The sequence below is a fragment of the Rhodanobacter lindaniclasticus genome, assembly GCF_004799035.1.
In the GTDB taxonomy this organism is placed as follows: Bacteria; Pseudomonadota; Gammaproteobacteria; order Xanthomonadales; family Rhodanobacteraceae; genus Rhodanobacter; species Rhodanobacter lindaniclasticus.
Window position 1 is genome coordinate 54,435 of sequence record NZ_MWIO01000016.1, and the last position, 17,423, is coordinate 71,857.

At 68.4% G+C, this 17,423-nt stretch carries 14 protein-coding genes; 9 read left to right on the forward strand and 5 right to left on the reverse strand.

Annotated features, from left to right (window positions below; all coding sequences use genetic code 11):
* Window positions 1–102: 102 nt before the first annotated feature.
* The 4 genes from B1991_RS05860 to B1991_RS05875 all read left to right on the forward strand — a co-directional run bounded on the left by B1991_RS05860 (window position 103) and on the right by B1991_RS05875 (window position 3,160).
* Complete coding sequence (locus tag B1991_RS05860) at window positions 103–396, forward strand: co-chaperone GroES (RefSeq protein WP_136257780.1); 294 nt, start codon at window positions 103–105, stop codon at window positions 394–396.
* Between the two features lie 119 nt (window positions 397–515).
* Entirely contained in the window at window positions 516–2,165 is a 1,650-nt protein-coding gene (gene groL, locus B1991_RS05865) for a chaperonin GroEL (RefSeq protein WP_136257781.1), read from the forward strand.
* Window positions 2,166–2,526: 361 nt separating this feature from the next.
* Window positions 2,527–2,703, forward strand: a complete 177-nt coding sequence (locus tag B1991_RS05870) for a type II toxin-antitoxin system HicA family toxin (RefSeq protein ID WP_136257782.1) — start codon at window positions 2,527–2,529, stop codon at window positions 2,701–2,703.
* A 37-nt stretch (window positions 2,704–2,740) separates the two neighbouring features.
* Entirely contained in the window at window positions 2,741–3,160 is a 420-nt protein-coding gene (locus tag B1991_RS05875; protein ID WP_136257783.1) for a type II toxin-antitoxin system HicB family antitoxin, read from the forward strand.
* Window positions 3,161–3,223: 63 nt separating this feature from the next.
* Here the strand turns inward: B1991_RS05875 and B1991_RS05880 are convergent, their stop codons facing one another.
* The 3 genes from B1991_RS05880 to B1991_RS05890 form a co-directional block, all read right to left on the reverse strand.
* Entirely contained in the window at window positions 3,224–3,592 is a 369-nt protein-coding gene (locus B1991_RS05880; protein ID WP_136257784.1) for a hypothetical protein, read from the reverse strand.
* Window positions 3,589–4,419, reverse strand: a complete 831-nt coding sequence (locus B1991_RS05885) for an HNH endonuclease (RefSeq protein WP_136257785.1) — start codon at window positions 4,417–4,419, stop codon at window positions 3,589–3,591. The genes B1991_RS05880 and B1991_RS05885 overlap by 4 nt, the downstream gene beginning before the upstream one ends.
* Window positions 4,420–4,485: 66 nt before the next feature.
* A complete protein-coding gene (locus tag B1991_RS05890) occupies window positions 4,486–6,390 on the reverse strand; it encodes an LTA synthase family protein (RefSeq protein ID WP_136257786.1) in 1,905 nt (634 codons plus the stop codon).
* A gap of 178 nt (window positions 6,391–6,568) precedes the next feature.
* Here B1991_RS05890 and glnE point away from each other — a divergent pair, with 178 nt between their 5' ends.
* Both glnE and B1991_RS05900 read left to right on the forward strand, forming a co-directional pair.
* A complete protein-coding gene (gene glnE, locus B1991_RS05895) occupies window positions 6,569–9,439 on the forward strand; it encodes a bifunctional [glutamate--ammonia ligase]-adenylyl-L-tyrosine phosphorylase/[glutamate--ammonia-ligase] adenylyltransferase (RefSeq protein WP_136257787.1) in 2,871 nt (956 codons plus the stop codon).
* 248 nt (window positions 9,440–9,687) lie between these two features.
* The gene (locus B1991_RS05900; protein ID WP_168709589.1) at window positions 9,688–12,657 is read left to right on the forward strand and encodes a ligand-binding sensor domain-containing diguanylate cyclase; all 2,970 of its coding nucleotides are present in this window, start codon (window positions 9,688–9,690) and stop codon (window positions 12,655–12,657) included.
* 9 nt (window positions 12,658–12,666) lie between these two features.
* Here the strand turns inward: B1991_RS05900 and B1991_RS05905 are convergent, their stop codons facing one another.
* Window positions 12,667–13,656 (reverse strand): mitochondrial fission ELM1 family protein, encoded by a 990-nt coding sequence (locus tag B1991_RS05905; RefSeq protein ID WP_136257789.1) that lies wholly within the window; start codon window positions 13,654–13,656, stop codon window positions 12,667–12,669.
* A 181-nt stretch (window positions 13,657–13,837) separates the two neighbouring features.
* Here B1991_RS05905 and B1991_RS05910 point away from each other — a divergent pair, with 181 nt between their 5' ends.
* The gene (locus B1991_RS05910; protein WP_136257790.1) at window positions 13,838–14,431 is read left to right on the forward strand and encodes a YceI family protein; all 594 of its coding nucleotides are present in this window, start codon (window positions 13,838–13,840) and stop codon (window positions 14,429–14,431) included.
* A gap of 78 nt (window positions 14,432–14,509) precedes the next feature.
* Here B1991_RS05910 and B1991_RS05915 read toward each other — a convergent pair whose 3' ends face one another.
* Complete coding sequence (locus B1991_RS05915) at window positions 14,510–15,772, reverse strand: YIP1 family protein (protein ID WP_136257791.1); 1,263 nt, start codon at window positions 15,770–15,772, stop codon at window positions 14,510–14,512.
* A gap of 200 nt (window positions 15,773–15,972) precedes the next feature.
* Between B1991_RS05915 and B1991_RS05920 the strand changes: the two genes are divergently transcribed.
* Window positions 15,973–16,182, forward strand: coding sequence for a zinc-finger domain-containing protein (locus B1991_RS05920; RefSeq protein WP_136257792.1), 210 nt, complete (start codon window positions 15,973–15,975; stop codon window positions 16,180–16,182).
* 78 nt (window positions 16,183–16,260) lie between these two features.
* Complete coding sequence (locus B1991_RS05925; protein ID WP_136257793.1) at window positions 16,261–17,394, forward strand: glycosyltransferase; 1,134 nt, start codon at window positions 16,261–16,263, stop codon at window positions 17,392–17,394.
* The last annotated feature ends 29 nt before the right edge of the window (window positions 17,395–17,423 follow it).

The window sequence follows — 17,423 nt, forward strand, 5'->3', positions numbered from 1 at the left end:
GTCGCTAAAATTGGCACTCACTTACCCCGAGTGCTAACAAGATCGCCGGATCGGGGTCCTGAAAGCCTTGTTCCACCTCAAAAACGACATCGGAGTCCTTCCATGAGCAAACTGCGTCCGCTGCATGATCGTGTCATCGTCAAGCGTCTCGAAGAAGAGCGCATCTCCGCCGGCGGCATCGTCATCCCCGACAGCGCCACCGAGAAGCCCACCCGCGGCAAGGTCATTGCCGCCGGCACCGGCCTGATCATGGCCGACGGCAAGGTGCGTCCGATGTCGCTGAAGGAAGGCGACACCGTGCTGTTCGGCAAGTACGCCGGCCAGGAAATCAAGATCGACGGCGAAGAGCTCGTGTTCCTGAAGGAAGACGACATCGTGGCGGTGATCGAGGGGTGATGGGCTCTGACTGGTTGAGCGCGAACAAGAGCGCGCACGCCAGTCGCCTTCGGCTCCTTTCCGCAACGCTTTCGAAACCCGTTCCTTTACCTATTCAATTTTTTTGAGGCAAAAAAATTATGGCAGCCAAAGAAGTACGTTTCGGCGAAGACGCCCGCGCCCGCATCCTGAAGGGCGTGAACACCCTGGCCAATGCGGTCAAGGTCACCCTGGGCCCGAAGGGCCGCAACGTGGTGCTCGAGAAGAGCTTCGGCGCGCCCACGATCACCAAGGACGGCGTGTCCGTCGCCAAGGAGATCGAGCTGGCCGACAAGTACGAGAACCTCGGTGCGCAGATCGTCAAGGAAACCGCTTCCAAGACCTCCGACGTGGCCGGTGACGGCACCACCACCGCCACCGTGCTGGCGCAGGCGTTCATCCAGGAAGGCCTCAAGGCCGTGGCCGCCGGCATCAACCCGATGGATCTGAAGCGCGGCATCGACAAGGCCGTCGTGGCCGCCGTCGGCGAGCTGAAGAAGTTCTCCAACCCCACCGCCAACGACAAGGAAATCGCCCAGGTCGGCACGATCTCGGCCAACTCCGACACCGACATCGGCGACATCATCGCCAACGCGATGAAGAAGGTGGGCAAGGAAGGCGTGATCACCGTCGAGGAAGGTTCCGGCCTGGACAACGAGCTGGACGTGGTCGAGGGCATGCAGTTCGACCGCGGCTACCTCAGCCCGTACTTCATCAACAACCAGACCTCGCAGCAGGTCGAGATGGATGACCCGTACATCCTGATCCACGACAAGAAGGTCTCCAACGTGCGCGAGCTGCTGCCCGTGCTGGAAGCCGTCGCCAAGGCCGGCAAGCCGCTGGTGATCGTGGCCGAGGAAGTCGAGGGCGAGGCGCTGGCCACCCTGGTGGTCAACACCATCCGCGGCATCGTCAAGGTCGCCGCCGTCAAGGCGCCGGGCTTCGGCGACCGTCGCAAGGCGATCCTCGAAGACATCGCCGTGCTGACCAACGGCCAGGTCGTGTCCGAGGAAGTGGGCCTGTCGCTGGAGAAGACCACCATCAACGACCTCGGCCGCGCCAAGCGCGTGGTGATCACCAAGGAAAACACCACGATCATCGACGGTGCCGGCGACGCGGAGAAGATCCAGTCGCGCATCGGCCAGATCAAGGCGCAGATCGAGGAGACCTCCTCCGACTACGACCGCGAGAAGCTGCAGGAGCGCGTGGCCAAGCTGGCCGGCGGTGTTGCCGTGATCAAGGTCGGTGCCGGCACCGAGATCGAGATGAAGGAAAAGAAGGCCCGCGTCGAAGACGCCCTGCACGCCACCCGCGCTGCGGTGGAAGAGGGCGTGGTCCCCGGCGGTGGCGTGGCGCTGATCCGCGCGCTGAAGGCGGTCGAGGGCCTGAAGGGCGACAACGCCGACCAGGACCTGGGCATCGCGATCACCCGCCGCGCGCTGGAAGCGCCGCTGCGCGCGATCGTCGCCAATGCCGGCGAAGAGCCGTCCGTGATCCTCAACAAGGTCAAGGAAGGCAAGGGCAACTTCGGCTACAACGCGGCCACCGGCGAGTTCGGTGACATGGTGGCGATGGGCATCCTGGACCCGACCAAGGTCACCCGCTCGGCCCTGCAGCACGCCGCGTCGGTCGCCGGCCTGGCGATCACCACCGAGGCGATCGTCGCCGAGCTGCCGAAGAAGGAAGAGCACAGCCACGGCGCCGGCGGCATGGGCGGTGGCATGGGCGGCATGGGCGGCATGGATTTCTGAGTTGTCCCTCGCCGCGACGCGGCGACGGATCAACTCGGTGCGTTCGAGCGGCAGGGCTGCCGCTCAACGCACCGGAAATCCGGCGGCAATACGAAAAACCCCGCTTCGGCGGGGTTTTTCTTTGCGCACGCAGGTCGCCCGTCCTCACCCGTCCTCGCTGAGTACAGCCGCTCCAGTCCGCTTGCCCTGCGCATAGCCGTCCCGACCCGATCACCTGAGCGCAGCCGCGCAGCGGCGAAGTCGAAGGGCACGCAACGCGAAAGCCTCCGTTTGCTGGTGGACCGATTCCTCGCAAGTGTTTGTTTTTGAATGCAACAAAAATGTTGCTATGCTGGCCGGCGACCGGAACAAGGATGGGCCGATGAAATACAGCGAGTTCCAGCGATGGCTCAGGCGTCAAGGCGTGAGTTTCGAGTCGGGCAAGGGCAGCCACCAGATAGTGCGATACCGAGGAAGAACTTCCGTGTTCCCCTCGCATGGAGCAAAAGAAATGCCCGAGCCGCTGCGCAAGAAGGTCCTGAAGGATCTGGGTCTATGAGCGAACGCTGCACCGCCGAGGTCGTACAGGAGGCACGATGAAATACCCGATCAAGCTGACGCGCGCCGACGGCGCGGTGATGGCCACCTGTCCGGACCTGCCGGAGTTGGCCACCGTGGGCGACACCCCGGACGAGGCACTGCGCGAAGCCATCGACGCCATCGAGACCACCTTGCAGATGTACATGCAGGATCGCTGTGACATCCCGGCGCCCAGTGTGCCCAAGCGTGGCCAGCGCCTCGTCGCCCTGCCGCCGCTGGCGGTGGCCAAGTTGGGCCTGTATCAGGCGATGCAGGCCAAGCGCATGCGCAAGGCCGATCTCGCGCGGTTGCTCGGCGTGCACATGCCGCAAGTCGACCGCCTGCTCGACCTGCGCCACCGCTCCAAGCTGGAACAAGTCGAGGCGGCTCTCAACGCGGTGGGCTATCGGATCGAACTGGCGGTGCGGGCGGCGTAAACGGCAAACCCGGGCGCGATTGGCGGGAAACAGGTTTTGGCTACGCGAGTGATGCAAGAGCGCTCACTGGCAGTGCGGTGACAACGTGCAATCCCAATACTCCACGGCCCGAAAGCGGGCGATGAGGTCGTCGAGCGTTCCCCATGATTGGGTCGAAGCTACATCTTCCGCCGTTGCCGCACGCAGACGTTCAAATTCGTGAAAGGCGATGTCATCGACGGTGGGGCCGTTGCTGAACTGATACAGCTCGGCGTACAGAACCGGCACGTCGACCTGCTCGGCGACGAAGTGATTCCACGAATCGCAGTGCTGGCGGATGGTGGCTTCCGCAGCCTCGGAGCACTCGCCGTCGAGCAGGAGCTGACCACCTGCCTTGTAGTTCGCGGCATCCCGATACATGTACACAAACACGCTGCGTGCTTTGGTGCTCATTGCGTATCGCCCATCGTTGCGAAGGTGGCTTCGCGGTGTCGTGCAAGAAAGTCATGGCTCGGCGCGAAGCGCTCGGGCAGTTCGATGGGCTGACCTTCGGTGGGCCAGAACACCTCGTGGATGAAGGCATCCTTGCTTGCCTTGAGCTGGTCGGACAGCACGATGCGATGCTCGTCGCTGAGCGTGAACAGATGCTGGTCGAAAGCCTTGTCGTGGATCGCCGAAAGACAAAGTCCGTTGCTCGGGTTCAGGCGATTGGCCTTGTCCTCGCGCCACGGCACGATGTGGCTGGCAACCAGCAGGCGCGCGTCGCTGACGCCGGAGATACAGCAGCGTCCGCGATAGCTGGCCAGCACGGCGCGGCGGAAGAAGTCCTGCTTGATGCGCTGTAGCACGATGGCTTGGCGCATTTCGCCGGTGTAGTCGGCGAGCGCCGGGTCGTCGCGCACCGCGCGCGATGCCGTGGCCTTCAGGCCGTGTTCGTGTCGCAGTTGCTCGCGCAGTTGTTCGCACTCGACGGCGAGGCCTTCCCAGTCGGCGTGGAAAGCCTCCCAGATCTCCCGGTCCCGCGATGAAGCGCCGCTCAACCCCTTGCGACCCGTGCCTGTGATCGAAGGATCGAGGCTGGCGAAGTTGACCAGCTTCATCGCCAACGCGTCCGGGGTACGTCCGATCAGCCGGGCCAGTTCCACGATCGCGGGGTTACGGCTGTGCAGCTTGCCGAACGGCGTCTGGCAGTAGAAGGCGAAGGCGAGCTTGAGCTGGGCGTGGCTCCAGTTGCCGCTGCCGGGAAATGATGCGGGCGGATGCGGGTCGGTGGCGGGCATGGCGGCTTCCATGGCGGCGAACGTGCATCCTGGCACTTTGCGCCGACGCCGTCACCGCATGCCGGATCAATGCGCCGTTGCGGGCTGTTCCTCGACCGCCGGAGGCGTCGCGGTGGCGTGGACCATTTGCGTCATCGCCGCGGCGGCGTTCAGTGCCTTGGCCAGCATCGGATCCAGCTTGCCGCCCATGCGCAATTGATCGACGCCGGCCATCGCCTTGTCCAGTTGCCGCTGCTCGTCGCTCTCCGGGCGCGACGGCGCGCCGGGGGCGGCGGTGAGGGCGGCGATGCGCGGGCCGACCAGTTCGGTCAGGGCGAAGTAGGGATCGTCATGGATACCGACGTGGGCCAGCAGCTTGCCCGGCAGCAGCCAGGAGGCGGTGTCGGCCTGCAGCGGTTTGGACGGCCGTTTCGGGTCGACCAGCAGCCACACGCCGGCCTGGCTCAGCATGTCGCCGCCGTCGACGAAACCGGTGATGTGGTAGCTGTTGCTGAGGGCGGGCAGGTGGTCGCCGTAGAACAGCACCACGCTGGGCCGGTCGCGTTTGGCAAGCAGCTTCACCAGCCGGCCGAGTTCGGCGTCGGCATGTTTGAGGTGGTAGAGGTAGGTCTGCAGCTCCAGCTTGTCGCGGCCGGTGATGCCGTCGGGCACCGGGATCGCGTCGCGTTCGGCGACGTGCGCGGGCTCGATGTCGTAGGGGCCGTGCGCCTCGATGCTGATGGCGAAGATGAACTGCGGCGGGCCGCTGTCCCTGAGCTGGGTCATGATCTCGTCGGTCATCGCGCTGTCGGCCATGTACTTGCCGTCATTCGGCGCGCCGGGCGGGAACGTGGATTGCGACACGAAGCGGTCGAAACCGATCGCCTGGAACGCGGTGGTGCGGTTCCAGAACGCCGGGTCGTTGCCGTGCAGGGCGAGCGTGCTGTAGCCGTGCGACGCCAGCGTGCGCACCAGGCTGGGCAGCGACTTGTGGCTCATCTGCAGGTAGGGGAACTGCAGGTTGTCGAAGTAGCGCAGCGACAGGCCGGTGAGGAACTCGAACTCGGTGCGGATGGTGCCGCCGCCGAAGGTAGGCACGTGCAGTTTGCCGCTGCTGCCGTGCCGCGCGAGCCGGCGCAGGTTGGGCGCGAAGTTGCTGTGCTCGTAGCCGCGCATGATCGACGGGTCGAAGAACGATTCGCTCTGCACCACCACGATGTCGGGCAGCTCACCGGTTGCCGCCGGCTGCCGCAACACCTGTTGCAACGCCGGCGCGGATTGCGCGATCAGCTGCTCGGCCGCGGCGCGGTCGGGCTTGTGGTGGCCACCGCCGTATTGAAGGTGGAACAGCATCAGCGAGCTGATCAGGCCCGAATGGTTGGTGGTGACCCGGGCCGACCACGGCTCCAGCCACAGCACGCGCGCGTTGTAGATCCTGCCCCAGGCGGACAGGCCCACCAGCATGCTGACGAACGCCGCGGCCAGCAGGCCGCAGGCGGCGAGGCGCTTGCCGCCGGTATGCCGCGGTACCACCGGCGGCTCGTAACGCCACGCCAGCACCACCAGCGCCAGCGCCGCCAGCAACGCGAGGTACGGCCACGGGCTGTGCGGCAGGTAGCCGGCCAGCAGGTGCATGCCGCCCTTGCGCAATTGGCCGATCATGCGGAAATCGTCCGGCAGCAGCGGCGTGCCGAGGTTGGCCACCTTCAGCACGTTGACGCCGTAGACCAGCCCTTGCAGCGTGAACGCCAGGCCGAACGACAGCCAGGCACGGCGGGTCCACGCCAGCAGCGCGCCGGCCAGCAGCAGGCCGGGCAGCGCATTGGCCAGCGGGAACCGCGGCTGCTTGAGCAACTGCGCCGTGGTCACCCCCACGCCGCCGTCGACCAGCCCAGTCAGCAGCACGAACGCCAGCGCCAGTGCCAGCACCAGCGCGATGCGCGCGCCCAGCGGATACCGGGCGCTGCGGATGTCGGGAGAGGTCAGGGGCATGTGGCGACTGCCGGGGTCGTCATGGGTGGTCTCCAGAATGTAAACAGGACTCGATGAACGGCGGGTGGCGCGCAAAACGACAAGTGTCGGGCCTGCCGCAGGCATGCGCAACGCACGAACGGGTCGGCCGTGCACGGCGATGCGCGGCGTCGCCGCCGCGCTGCGGCACAATGGGCCGATGAACCCGCCCGAATCCGCCGCGCTGCGCGCGCTGATCGATGATCGCTACCGCGAGCTGGAGCGCCGCTGCCGCGCGGCCGGCGTGCCGCTGCACGATGATGCCGGCGTCGCCGAACGCATTCGCCGCACCTTGCTGGCCAGCGATTTCGCGTTCGACACGTGGTGTCGCCAGCCGCAGCTGCTGGCGCCGCAGGGACTCGATCGCCTGCGCTCCGGCGCCGACGCCGGCGCGCGCATCGAGGCCCTGCAACTGCCTGCTGATGAAGCCGGCTGCATGGCGGCACTGCGTCGCTTTCGGCACGCGGAGGCGCTGCGGCTGGTGTTTCGCGACGTCAACGCGCTGGACGAATTGCCGGAAACCTTGTCCGCCACCAGCGTGCTGTACGAGTCCCTGCTGGGCAAGGCGCTGGCGTGGGCCACCGAGGCGATGGCCGCGCGCTACGGGCACAGTCGCAGCGTGGAGGGCGAGTTGCAGCGGCTGCTGGTGATCGGCTTCGGCAAACTCGGCGGCAGCGAGCTGAACTTCTCCTCCGACATCGACCTGGTGTTTGCCTACCCGCATGGCGGGCAGAGCGACGGCGCGCGGCCGCTGGACAACAGCGAGTACTTCGTGCGGCTCGGTCGCCAGCTGGTGCGCCTGCTCGGCGAGCCGACCATGGACGGCATCTGCGCGCGCGTGGACATGCGCCTGCGCCCGTTCGGCAACGCCGGCCGGCTGGCACTGTCGTTCGCCGCAATGGAGCAGTACTACCAGAGCGAGGGCCGCGACTGGGAGCGATATGCGTGGATCAAGGCGCGCGCGGTGGCCGGCGATCACGCCGACGGCAAGCAGTTGCAGGAGCTGCTGCGCCCGTTCGTCTACCGCAAGTATCTCGACTACACCGCGTTCGCCGGGTTGCGCGAGATGAAGGCGCTGATCGACGCCGAGGTGGCGCGCAAAGACTTGGCCGACAACCTCAAGCTCGGCCCCGGCGGGATCCGCGAGATCGAGTTCATCGTGCAGCTGGTGCAGCTGATCCGCGGCGGCCGCGAACCGAGCTTGCGCGTGCGCAACCTGTTGAGCGCGCTGGCCGCCTGCCAGGCACGTGGTCACATCGGCGCGCAGCGCGCGCGGCGCCTGCGCGAGGCCTATTCCCTGCTGCGCCGTACCGAAAACCGCGTGCAGATGTTGCGCGACGCGCAGACCCACGACATCCCCGACGACGCGCTGAGCCGCGAGCGCATCGCGCTCAGCCTCGACTATCCCGACTGGGATGCGCTGAACGCGGCGCTGGCCCACCATCGCGCAATCGTCAGCGAGGAGTTCGCCGCGGTGCTGATGCCCGAGCACGGCCACGTGACGGCGGCGCCGGTCGCCGACGTGCGGCTGTGGGAGCAAGCCTGCGACGAAACGCTGGATGCAGCCACGCTGGAGGCTTCCGGTTTCGCGCCGGCCGCCGAGCTGGCCGACGCGTTGCTCAAGCTGCCGCAGGCCTCGTCGGTGCGCGCGATGTCGCCGCGCTCGCGCGAGCGGCTCGACCGGTTGCTGCCGCAATTGCTCGGCGCCGCGCGCGCCACCTCGGCGCCGGTGCCCGCGATGCTGCGGCTCTGCCGCCTGATGCAGGCGGTCGCCCGGCGGTCGGCGTATCTCGCGCTGCTGGACGAGCAGCCGGCAGCGCGGCACCGGCTGGTGCGGCTGTTCGCCGACAGCGCGTTCCTGGCCGAGCGGGTGATCGCCCAGCCGCTGCTGCTGGATGACGTGCTCGACCCGCGCATCGACCAGCTGCCGCTGCGCCGCGCCGACATCGCCGCCGAAATCACCCGCGTGCTGGGCACACTGGACGAGCGCGACGCCGAGACCGAGCTGGAGCGGATCACCGAGTTCCGCTCGTCCACGGCCTTCCGGCTCGGGCTGGCCTTCAACGACGGCCGGGTCGATGCCGAAGCCACCGCGCGCCGGCTGGCCGCGCTGGCCGAGTCGGTGGTCGGCGCGGTGCTGGCGCTGGCCGAACGCGATCTGGTGGCGCGGCACGGCCGGCTGCCCGGCACGGGGTCGGGCTTCGCGGTGCTCGGCTACGGCAGCCTCGGCGGCGAGGAGCTGGGTTTCGCCTCGGACCTGGACCTGGTGTTCGTGTTCGACGGCCAGCGTGCGCAGGCGATGAGCGATGGCGAGCATCCACTGGAGGGCTATCGCTGGTACCAGCGGCTGGCCCAGCGGGTGATGAACTGGCTGACCGTGCTGACCCGCGCCGGCCGCCTGTACGAGGTGGACACGCGGCTGCGCCCGGATGGCTCCAAGGGTTTGCTGGTGAGCAGCCTCGATGCGTTCGTGGCCTACCAGCGAAGCCGCGCGTGGACGTGGGAACACCAGGCGCTGTTGCGCGCGCGGCCGGTGGCCGGCGATGCGGCGCTCAACGCCGAACTGGCAGCGGTCCGGCGCGAGATCCTGGCCGTGCCGCGCGAACCGGTCGCGGTGCGGGCGGAGGTCGGCAGCATGCGCCAGCGCTGGCGTGCCGAGCGCGACCGTTCCGACGAGCGCCAGTTCGACCTGAAGCAGGGCCTGGGCGGCCTGCTCGACATCGAGTTCGCCCTGCAGGGACTGGTGCTGGCGCACGCCGCGCAGCATCCCGCGCTGCTCGGGGTTACCGCCAATACCGGCCTGATCGAGGCTTGCCGCGTCGCCGGCCTGCTCGACGAGAAGCAGGCCACGACCCTGGCGGACGCGCACGCCGGCCTGCTGCAGCGCGCGCTGGCGTGCACCCTCGACCTGCGCTCGCGCATCGCCCCGCGCGATGCGTCATTGGAGCAATTGCGCGACGGCGTGCGTGCGGTCACCGACGCGCTGGGCTTCGCCTTCGCCCCGGGCGAGGAGACGCTGGCGCCGCGCTGAGAGGCCGCGTTTTTCCGGGCCGCAGCGGCGCAACTGCGCTGCCCGGTTTCGCGCGCGGGCCGGGTGGGTGACGGGCTGGCGATCGCGGCGGAGTGCGGGAACGGGCTGCTTTTCAAGGGGTGCGCTCGTCAGTGCGTCCTGCGCCGGCGCTTGTCTGGGCCCATCCCCACAGGCAAGATCGACCATGGCCACGGGCTGGCGGCAGGGGCGGGATGAGGGTACGGGCGACAGCGGGGATGGGGCGACGGGTGCTGATCGCACTCCTGCTGATGACCGGCTGGCTGGCCGCTGCGCCGACCGCACGGGCGATGGATCCGCGGCAACCCTTCCACTCCTACGTGCTCGATCACTGGGGCGTGGAACAGGGCCTGCCGCAGATCACCGTGCTGGACATGGCCGAGGACAGCGCGGGGTTCCTGTGGCTCAACACGCAATCGGTCGTGGCCCGTTTCGACGGCACCCGCTTCGTGCGCTACGACCGCGCCACCACCGGCGTGGACACCAGCATGCTCGGCGCGGTGTGGGCCGACCCGCGCGGCGGGGTGTGGTTCGGCGGCACCCGGGGCCTGCTGCGGCAGCGCGACGGCCACTTCACGGCGCTCGGCGGAGCTGCGGTCAACGCGATCATCGACGCTGGCGACGGCACGCCGTTGCTGGCCACGGCCGACGGGGTGCAGCGCCTGCGCGGCGAGCGTATCGAGCCGGCAGGCGATATCGGCGGGCCGGCCTTCAGTTTGCTGCGCGACGGCGATCGGCTGTGGGTCGGCGGGGTGGGGCGCGTGTGTCGCCGCGTCGGCGCCGGCGTGCCGGTCTGCATCCATGCCGGGCAGGCGTCCTGGCAGCATGTGGTCGTCAATCACCTGGCACTGCAGGGTGGCCAGCTGTGGCTGGGCACCTCGGCCGGCCTGATGCGGATCGTGGACGGACGGTGGGTCGCGGGCGGGCTGGGCGACGGGCTCGATGCCGCGCCGATCGAGAATCTGCTCACCGATCGTGGCGGCTCGCTGTGGATCGGTACTGCCGACGCCCTGTATCGCCGCCTGCCCGAGGGCAGGCTGGAGCGCGAGGACCTCGACGTCAGCCGGCGGCCGTGGGTGAAGAGCATGCTGGAGGACCACCACGGCAACCTGTGGCTGGGCACCTACACGCGCGGCCTCTATCGGGTCTGGAATGGCTGGACCCGGCGGATCTCGGTGCGCGACGGGGTGCGCGATCCGCTGGTATGGAGCGTGCTGCGCGCGCCCGATGGCGCGATCGTGTTCGGCACCAACTCCGACGTGGAGGTCTACGACGGCCAGCGCGTGCGCACGCTGATTCCCGGCAGCGCGCTGCCCAATCCGTCGGCGTACGAGCTCCATTACGACCGCCGCCAGCGGCTGTGGGTGGGCACGCGCGGCGGCATCGCGGTGTTCGACCACGGCACCAATGTCACTCCGCCGGCGCTGCAAGGCCTGCGCAACCTGCAGATCAACGATATCCATGAGGTCGGCGACGATGATTTCCGGATCGGCACCTCCGCCGGCCTCTACCGCTGGAAACAGGGCGAACTGACCCGCCTCGACCCGCAGGCGACCGCGGCCGAGGCGATCGTGCGTTCGATTCTTGCACTGGCTCCGGAGCATTTTTACGTGGGCACCCGCGATGGCGTGCGCGAGTGGCGCGACGGCCAGTGGACGCGGCCGGCCTGGGCCGAGCCGCTGCGCGGGCATTTCGTGACTAGGCTGGCGACGCCGGAACCGGGCCTGCTGCTGGTGGCCACCAGTGACGCCGGCATCGGCGTGATGGTGGACGGCCGTTTGCGCATGACCGGCCAGAAGGAAGGCCTGCCGAGCGACAACGTGTGGACGTTCGACCTGCTCGGCGGGCAGCTCTACGTCAGCTCGATGGATGGAGCCTGGCGCCTGCCGCTGGCGCAGTTGCCGCGGCCCGGTTCGCCGCCGCGCACCGTGTCGCCGCAGCGACTGGCCGGCGAGCAGCGTTCCACCACGGTGGACAGCGTGCGCTGCTGCAACGGCGGCGCCCGTGCACGCAGCGTCGTGGCGGGCGACATCATCTGGTACGCCTCCACCGACGGCATCCTGGGCGTGGACACGCGCGCACTGGGTGATCCGCCCTCGGCGCCGCGCGCGCAGGTGGTGTCGGTCGATCACGATGGCCGGCAGTACGGCGGCGACGCATTCACCCTCGACCACGGCAGCCGCGACCTCACCATCCACTACACCGCGCCTTATCTGCCGGTGGGTACCTTGCACTTCCGCTACCGGCTGGACGGCTACGACAAGGAGTGGCAATACGCCGACGTGCGCCGCGAGGCGTTCTACACGCACCTGCCGGCCGGCGACTACCGCTTCCGCGTCGCCGCCACGTTGCCGGGCGCCGACGGCTACGGAGCGGAGGCCGGCATGGTGGTGGAAGTCACCCCGCACTGGTACGAGAACCTGCTGGTGCGCTTCGTCGCGGCGGCCGCGCTGGCCGTGCTGCTGTTCGCCCTGGCGCGCTGGAGCATGCGCCGGCAGCGCCGCCGCAACGCGTGGCTGGAGGAGCAGGTCGAGCGGCGCACGGGCAAACTTTCGCGGGCACTGGAGCGCCTGCGCGTCACCAACCTGGCGCTGGCCGAGGAGAGCCACACCGACGCGCTGACCGCGTTGCACAACCGGCGTTACCTGCTGGCGCAATTGCCCGCGCTGCTGGCCAGTGGCAGCCGCATCGGCGTGGTGCAGATCGACATCGACCACTTCAAGGACGTCAATGACGCCTGGGGCCATGCGGCGGGCGATTCGGTGCTGCGCGAGCTGGGCGGCAAGCTGGCGGAGTTGCGCCGCGACAGCGACATCACTGTGCGCTGGGGCGGCGAGGAGTTCCTGCTGCTGCTGCGCGACGTCGAAGCCGACGACGTGCTGCGCATCGCCGAACGCCTGCGCCGCGACATCGCCGCCAAGGCGTTTGCCGATGGCCGTGGCGGCGTGATCCGGCTGACCTGTTCGATCGGCTTCAGCATGCATCCGCTGGCCGCGCATGAGGACATGGCCACGTTCGAGATGGCGGTGGAACTGGCCGATCTTGCGCTGTACCGCGCGAAGTACCTGGGTCGCGACCGCTGCGTCGGCCTCCTGGCGACCGCGCCGCTGCCGCCGTCCGTCCTGGGCGAGCCGCTGGCGCCGCAACTGGACGCCCTGCTCGCCGCGGGCCAACTGCAGTGGATGCGTTCGGCCGGATAGGTGCGGCACTCAGGGCCGCGCGGCGACCTCGGCCATGGTCGCCTCGATGCGTGCGCGCACCAGCGCGGCCACGCGCGCGGTTTCGCGCAGCGGGGGTTGCGGCGCGGTGCCGGGCGCGTCGAGGTCGTGCAGCAGGCCGGCCTCGCGCAGGGTCTGGTGAAAGCGCGCGATCTTCGGCGGCAGCGGAGCGCGGATGAAGGTGAGCACCGGACAACCGACCGCGCAGGCTTCGGACAGCATGTTCACCGAGTCCGGCGTGACCACCAGTCGATCGGCCCAGCCCAGCACGCCGGGGTAGGGGTTGCGGCCGTCGTCCTGGCCAGCCCAGAGCAGGCCAGGCACGTCGACCAGCAACGGCCGCAGGGTTTCGATGAGCGCCAGCGGCGTGCGTCGCGAGCCGAGCACCAGCAGGCTGCCGCCTTCGGCGCGCTGGCGCGCCAGCAGTTGCCGGGCCAGCGCAGCGGCGTAGTCGGCATCCAGCGCAATGCCGCGACGCGGCCCGCCCAGCAGCACGCCCACGCGCGGCCGCGGCAGCTCCTCGAAATGCGGGCAGGCATCGCGGCCGTCGGCCAGCCACTCGTCGTCGACGGTGTTGAGCGAGCCCAGCGTGGTCAGCACGTTGGCGCCGTGCAGTTCGTCGTGGCGCGGCGCCACCACGGTGTCCCACAGCGCGGGGTCGATGCGGGGATCGAGAATCTGCACGGTGTGGCAGCGGCGCTCCGTCAGCGGCCGCAGCAGACGGGTGAACAACGCGGCGGCGCGACCGCAGCCGATCGCCACCGCAGGCCACGGCGGCGCGAACCAGGCCCTCTGCGCGGCCGGCAGCGCGAGCCGTCCGCCCGCGGTCAGCCGCGGCGCCAGCCATGACCACGGCGCGCGCGGTTCCAGCAGCAGGTGGCGGCGCGGCAGTTGCAGGTGCTCGGCCAGCGCCAGCGCCTGGCGCTGGTTTCCGGCCGCCGCGTCGGTGATCACCCAGCATTCGCCGTGGAGCTTCAGCATGGGTCTGTGCGCGGCAAGATTGTTTCCCGAATCAACACGATGCGTTTCCCCACCGGAGGTCGGCCGCGTGCCGGCGGCCTGTACACTGGAATTTCCGGCCACCGTGTCGGTGTGGCTCTCGCGAAGGATACCGTGCGACAGCCAGAAGCAGCCTCTCGTCCTTGTTCAATGGAGTCTTCGCATGTCCTCACTGAAATATCTCTTGCTCGCCGGCCTGCTGGGCGCGGCGGTTTCCGCGCAGGCAGCGCCGGTGACCTACAAGCTCGACCCCAACCACACGATGGTGCTGTTCAGCTGGAACCATTTCGGCTATTCCAACCCCACCGCGGACCTTGGCCTGGGCGAAGGCACGATCGTGTTCGACGAACAGCATCCGGCGCAGTCCAGCGTCGAGGTGACCCTGCCGCTGGCGCGGCTGGATACCCACGTGGCGGCGCTGGACGAGCATCTGAAGAAGGCCGATTTCTTCGATGCGGAGAAGTATCCGGTAGTGACCTTCAAGAGCAGCAACGTCGAACCGCTGGGCGACAACAAGTTCAAGGTCACCGGCGACCTCACCGTGCATGGCGTGACCCGGCCGGTGGTGCTCGACGCCACGCTGAACCGGATCGGCCCGCATCCGATGGGCAAGGCGCAGTCGATCGGCTTCGACGCCACCGCCACGCTGAAGCGCTCGGAGTTCGGCGTGGGCGCCTATGTGCCCAACGTCAGCGACGAGGTGCACGTGCGCATCACCACCGAGGGTTCGGTGCCGAAGGAGGCCGCGGCGAAGTAATCGTCGCGCGGTCCGGCGCACTCGCACAAAAAAACCGCGCCATCATCGGCGCGGTTTTTTTGTGCCGGTAGCCGCCGGTTATTCGGATTTCACGCCGCTGTCCTTCATCGACTCCAGCTTGCCCAGGTCGATGCTGCCCACCGCCGCCTTCAGCTCGTCGATGCTGTCGGCATTGCCGTTCGCCTTGACGGTGAAGCGCTTGCCGACGATCACGCTGTACTCGCCGGACTTCGACTGGTTGTCCCATTCCTCGTGGATGAGGTTGCCGTTGTCGCTGTAGGTCTTCTCGTAACCGTGCTCGGTTTCCTTCTCCTCCTCCGGTGCCATCGCGCTGGCCATCGCGATGAAGCCCTTGGCGCCGCCGGTGTCGGTGACTTCCAGGGTGATGCGCTGGTTGTCGTCGCCGCGGTACTCGGCGCTCGCCTCCGACACCTGCATGCCCATCGCGCCGTTGCGCTCGGCGGAGATGCCGGTGCGCTTGAGGTTGCCCACGGCAGCGGGCAGGAACGCCTTGATCTGGTCGGGCGCCAGCGCCTCCACCGGGCCGCTGCTGCCGGACATCGCGCCCATCATCTTGCCCATCGCGGCCGACTGCGCGGCGCTGTCGCCGGATTTCTGCGCTGCTTCCAGCTCCTTGCTGGCCTGCTCGGCGCGCTGGCCCATCGCCGCGAGCTTGCCCAGCGCGCTGTTGCCGTCGATGGTGACGGTGTCGCCGTTGCTGCCGGTCACGTGCATGCCGCTCATCGCCGCACCGCCCAGTGCACCGACGAAGATCAGGCCCAGGACCAGGCTCACGATCCAGCCCAGCACGATCGCGATGATCACGCTCACCGCGGTATAGCCGCCGGCCTTTTCCGCCGGGCACTGCATGGTGTGCGGCAGGCCCAGGTAGAGCAGGTAGATGCTGTAGACGCCGCCAACGAGCATGATCAGCAGGCCCAGCCACGGCACGATCACGCCGATGCCGGCGATCCACCAGGCGGTCCAGGCGTAGGCCACCGTCTTCAGCGCCTGGATCAGGTTCGGCTTGGCGCCGAAGCTGCCGGCCAGCGCGTTGATGATCAGCGCCATTACGTAGACCAGCACCAGCGACAGGATGTAGCCCAGGATCATCCTGCCGATGCCCGCGCCGATGCCGGCGCGCACGGTGACGCCCATGAAACTGGTGCCGATCAGGCTGCCCTTGATGAACTGCGCAATCACCGGCAGGGCGGCGATGATGGCGATGTAGCCGAGATACAGGCTGTTGACCGTGGCCGGTTCGGCGGCGGCAACGGGCCACTCGGTCTTGGGTGTGGTCAGGATGTTCTTTGCGCGCGCGATGAGCTTTGCGGAATCCATGGTCTGCTCCCGATCAGATGCCCGAAATCCGGCGCGGAGCGCCGGAACATGGTTGATTTCCCCTGGTGCGTGACGCAGCTTGCTGCCGGTGGTGGCGGGACGCGGATCCGGACCCCTCCCGCGGCTGCCGCGGCCCCCGCCTGACAGCAACCTCCAGCCTGCTACCATTTGCAGCCTGCTGTCCAGTCCGGAGTCCGCTGATGTCTTCCCCCGCTGTCGCGACGGTGCCCCTGGTGCCGGCAAATGCCGAAAATCGTTACGAAGTGACGCGGCGGGACCTCCCGCTGTCATGCCCGATGCCGGGCATGGTGCTGTGGAACTCCCACCCGAAGGTTTATCTGCCGATCGTCGATGATGGCGGGGAGTCAACCTGCGCCTACTGCGGCGCGCATTACGTCCTGCGCGACTGATCCCCGGACCCGATCGGCGGTCTGCCATGGCATTTTTTTTGCTTATTTTTTGCCATGAAAGCCGCCAGTCCTGAGCTCATGCCCAGCATCGCCGTGCCCGCCAAGCTGCTGACCGTGGTCCAGCTGATCCCCGCGCTGCATTCGGGCGGCGCGGAGCGCTCGGCGCTGGAGATCGCGCGCGCGCTGGTGCAGGCCGGCCACCGCTCGGTGGTGATTTCCGCCAGCGGGCGGCTGGTGGAGCAGTTGCAGGCCGAAGGCAGCGAGCACATCGCGCTCGACCTGGGGCGCAAGTCGCTGAGCACCCTGGGTCGCATCGGCGCGCTGCGGCGCCTGCTGCGCGAGCTGAAGCCGGACATCGTGCATGCGCGCTCGCGGTTGCCGGCGTGGGTGGGCTGGTGGGCGCTGCGCGGCGTTTCCCCGCGGCCGCATTTCGTCACCACCGTGCATGGCTTCAATTCGCCGGGCCGCTACAGCTCGATCCTGCTGCGCGGCGAGCGCGTCATCGTGGTGTCGCAGACCTTGCGTGACTACGTGCTCAGCCACTACCGCTGGCTGGAGCCTGGTCGCGTGCGGGTGATCCCGCGCGGGATCGACCAGGAGGCGTTTCCCTACGGGCACCGGCCGGACGACGCGTGGCACAAGGCGTTTTTCGCGGAGTTCCCCGCGCTCGCCGGTGCGCCGCTGCTGACCATGCCGGCGCGCGGTACGCGGCTGAAGGGTCATCACGACGCGATCGAGCTGGTGGCCGACCTCAAGCGTCGCGGCATCGAGGTGCGGCTGCTGCTGCTGGGCGTGATCGAACCCGGCCGCGAAGCCTACGTGGCCGAGCTGCAGGAACTGATCCGCCTGCGCGGGGTGACCTCGCAGGTGGTGCTGTCGCCGCCGCGTGACGACATCCGCGACATCTATGCGCTGTCCGCGCTGGTGCTGCAGCTGTCGAACAAGCCCGAAACGTTCGGGCGCACCGTGATCGAGGCGCTGTCGCTGTGCCGACCGGTGCTGGGCTACGCCCACGGCGGCGTCGGCGAACTGCTGGCCGAGCTGTATCCCGCCGGACGGGTGCCGCTGGGCGATCGCGAGCGGCTGGTCGAGCGCGCGGCCGAGTTGCTGCGGGTGGCGCCGCCGATCTCGCCGTTGCAGAGCTACCGGCTCAGCGACATGCAGCAGGCCACGCTGGCGCTCTACGACGAAGTGAGCCAGCGGCAAGGCTGAGCACGCGCCGTTGCGGCGTGCCTACAATG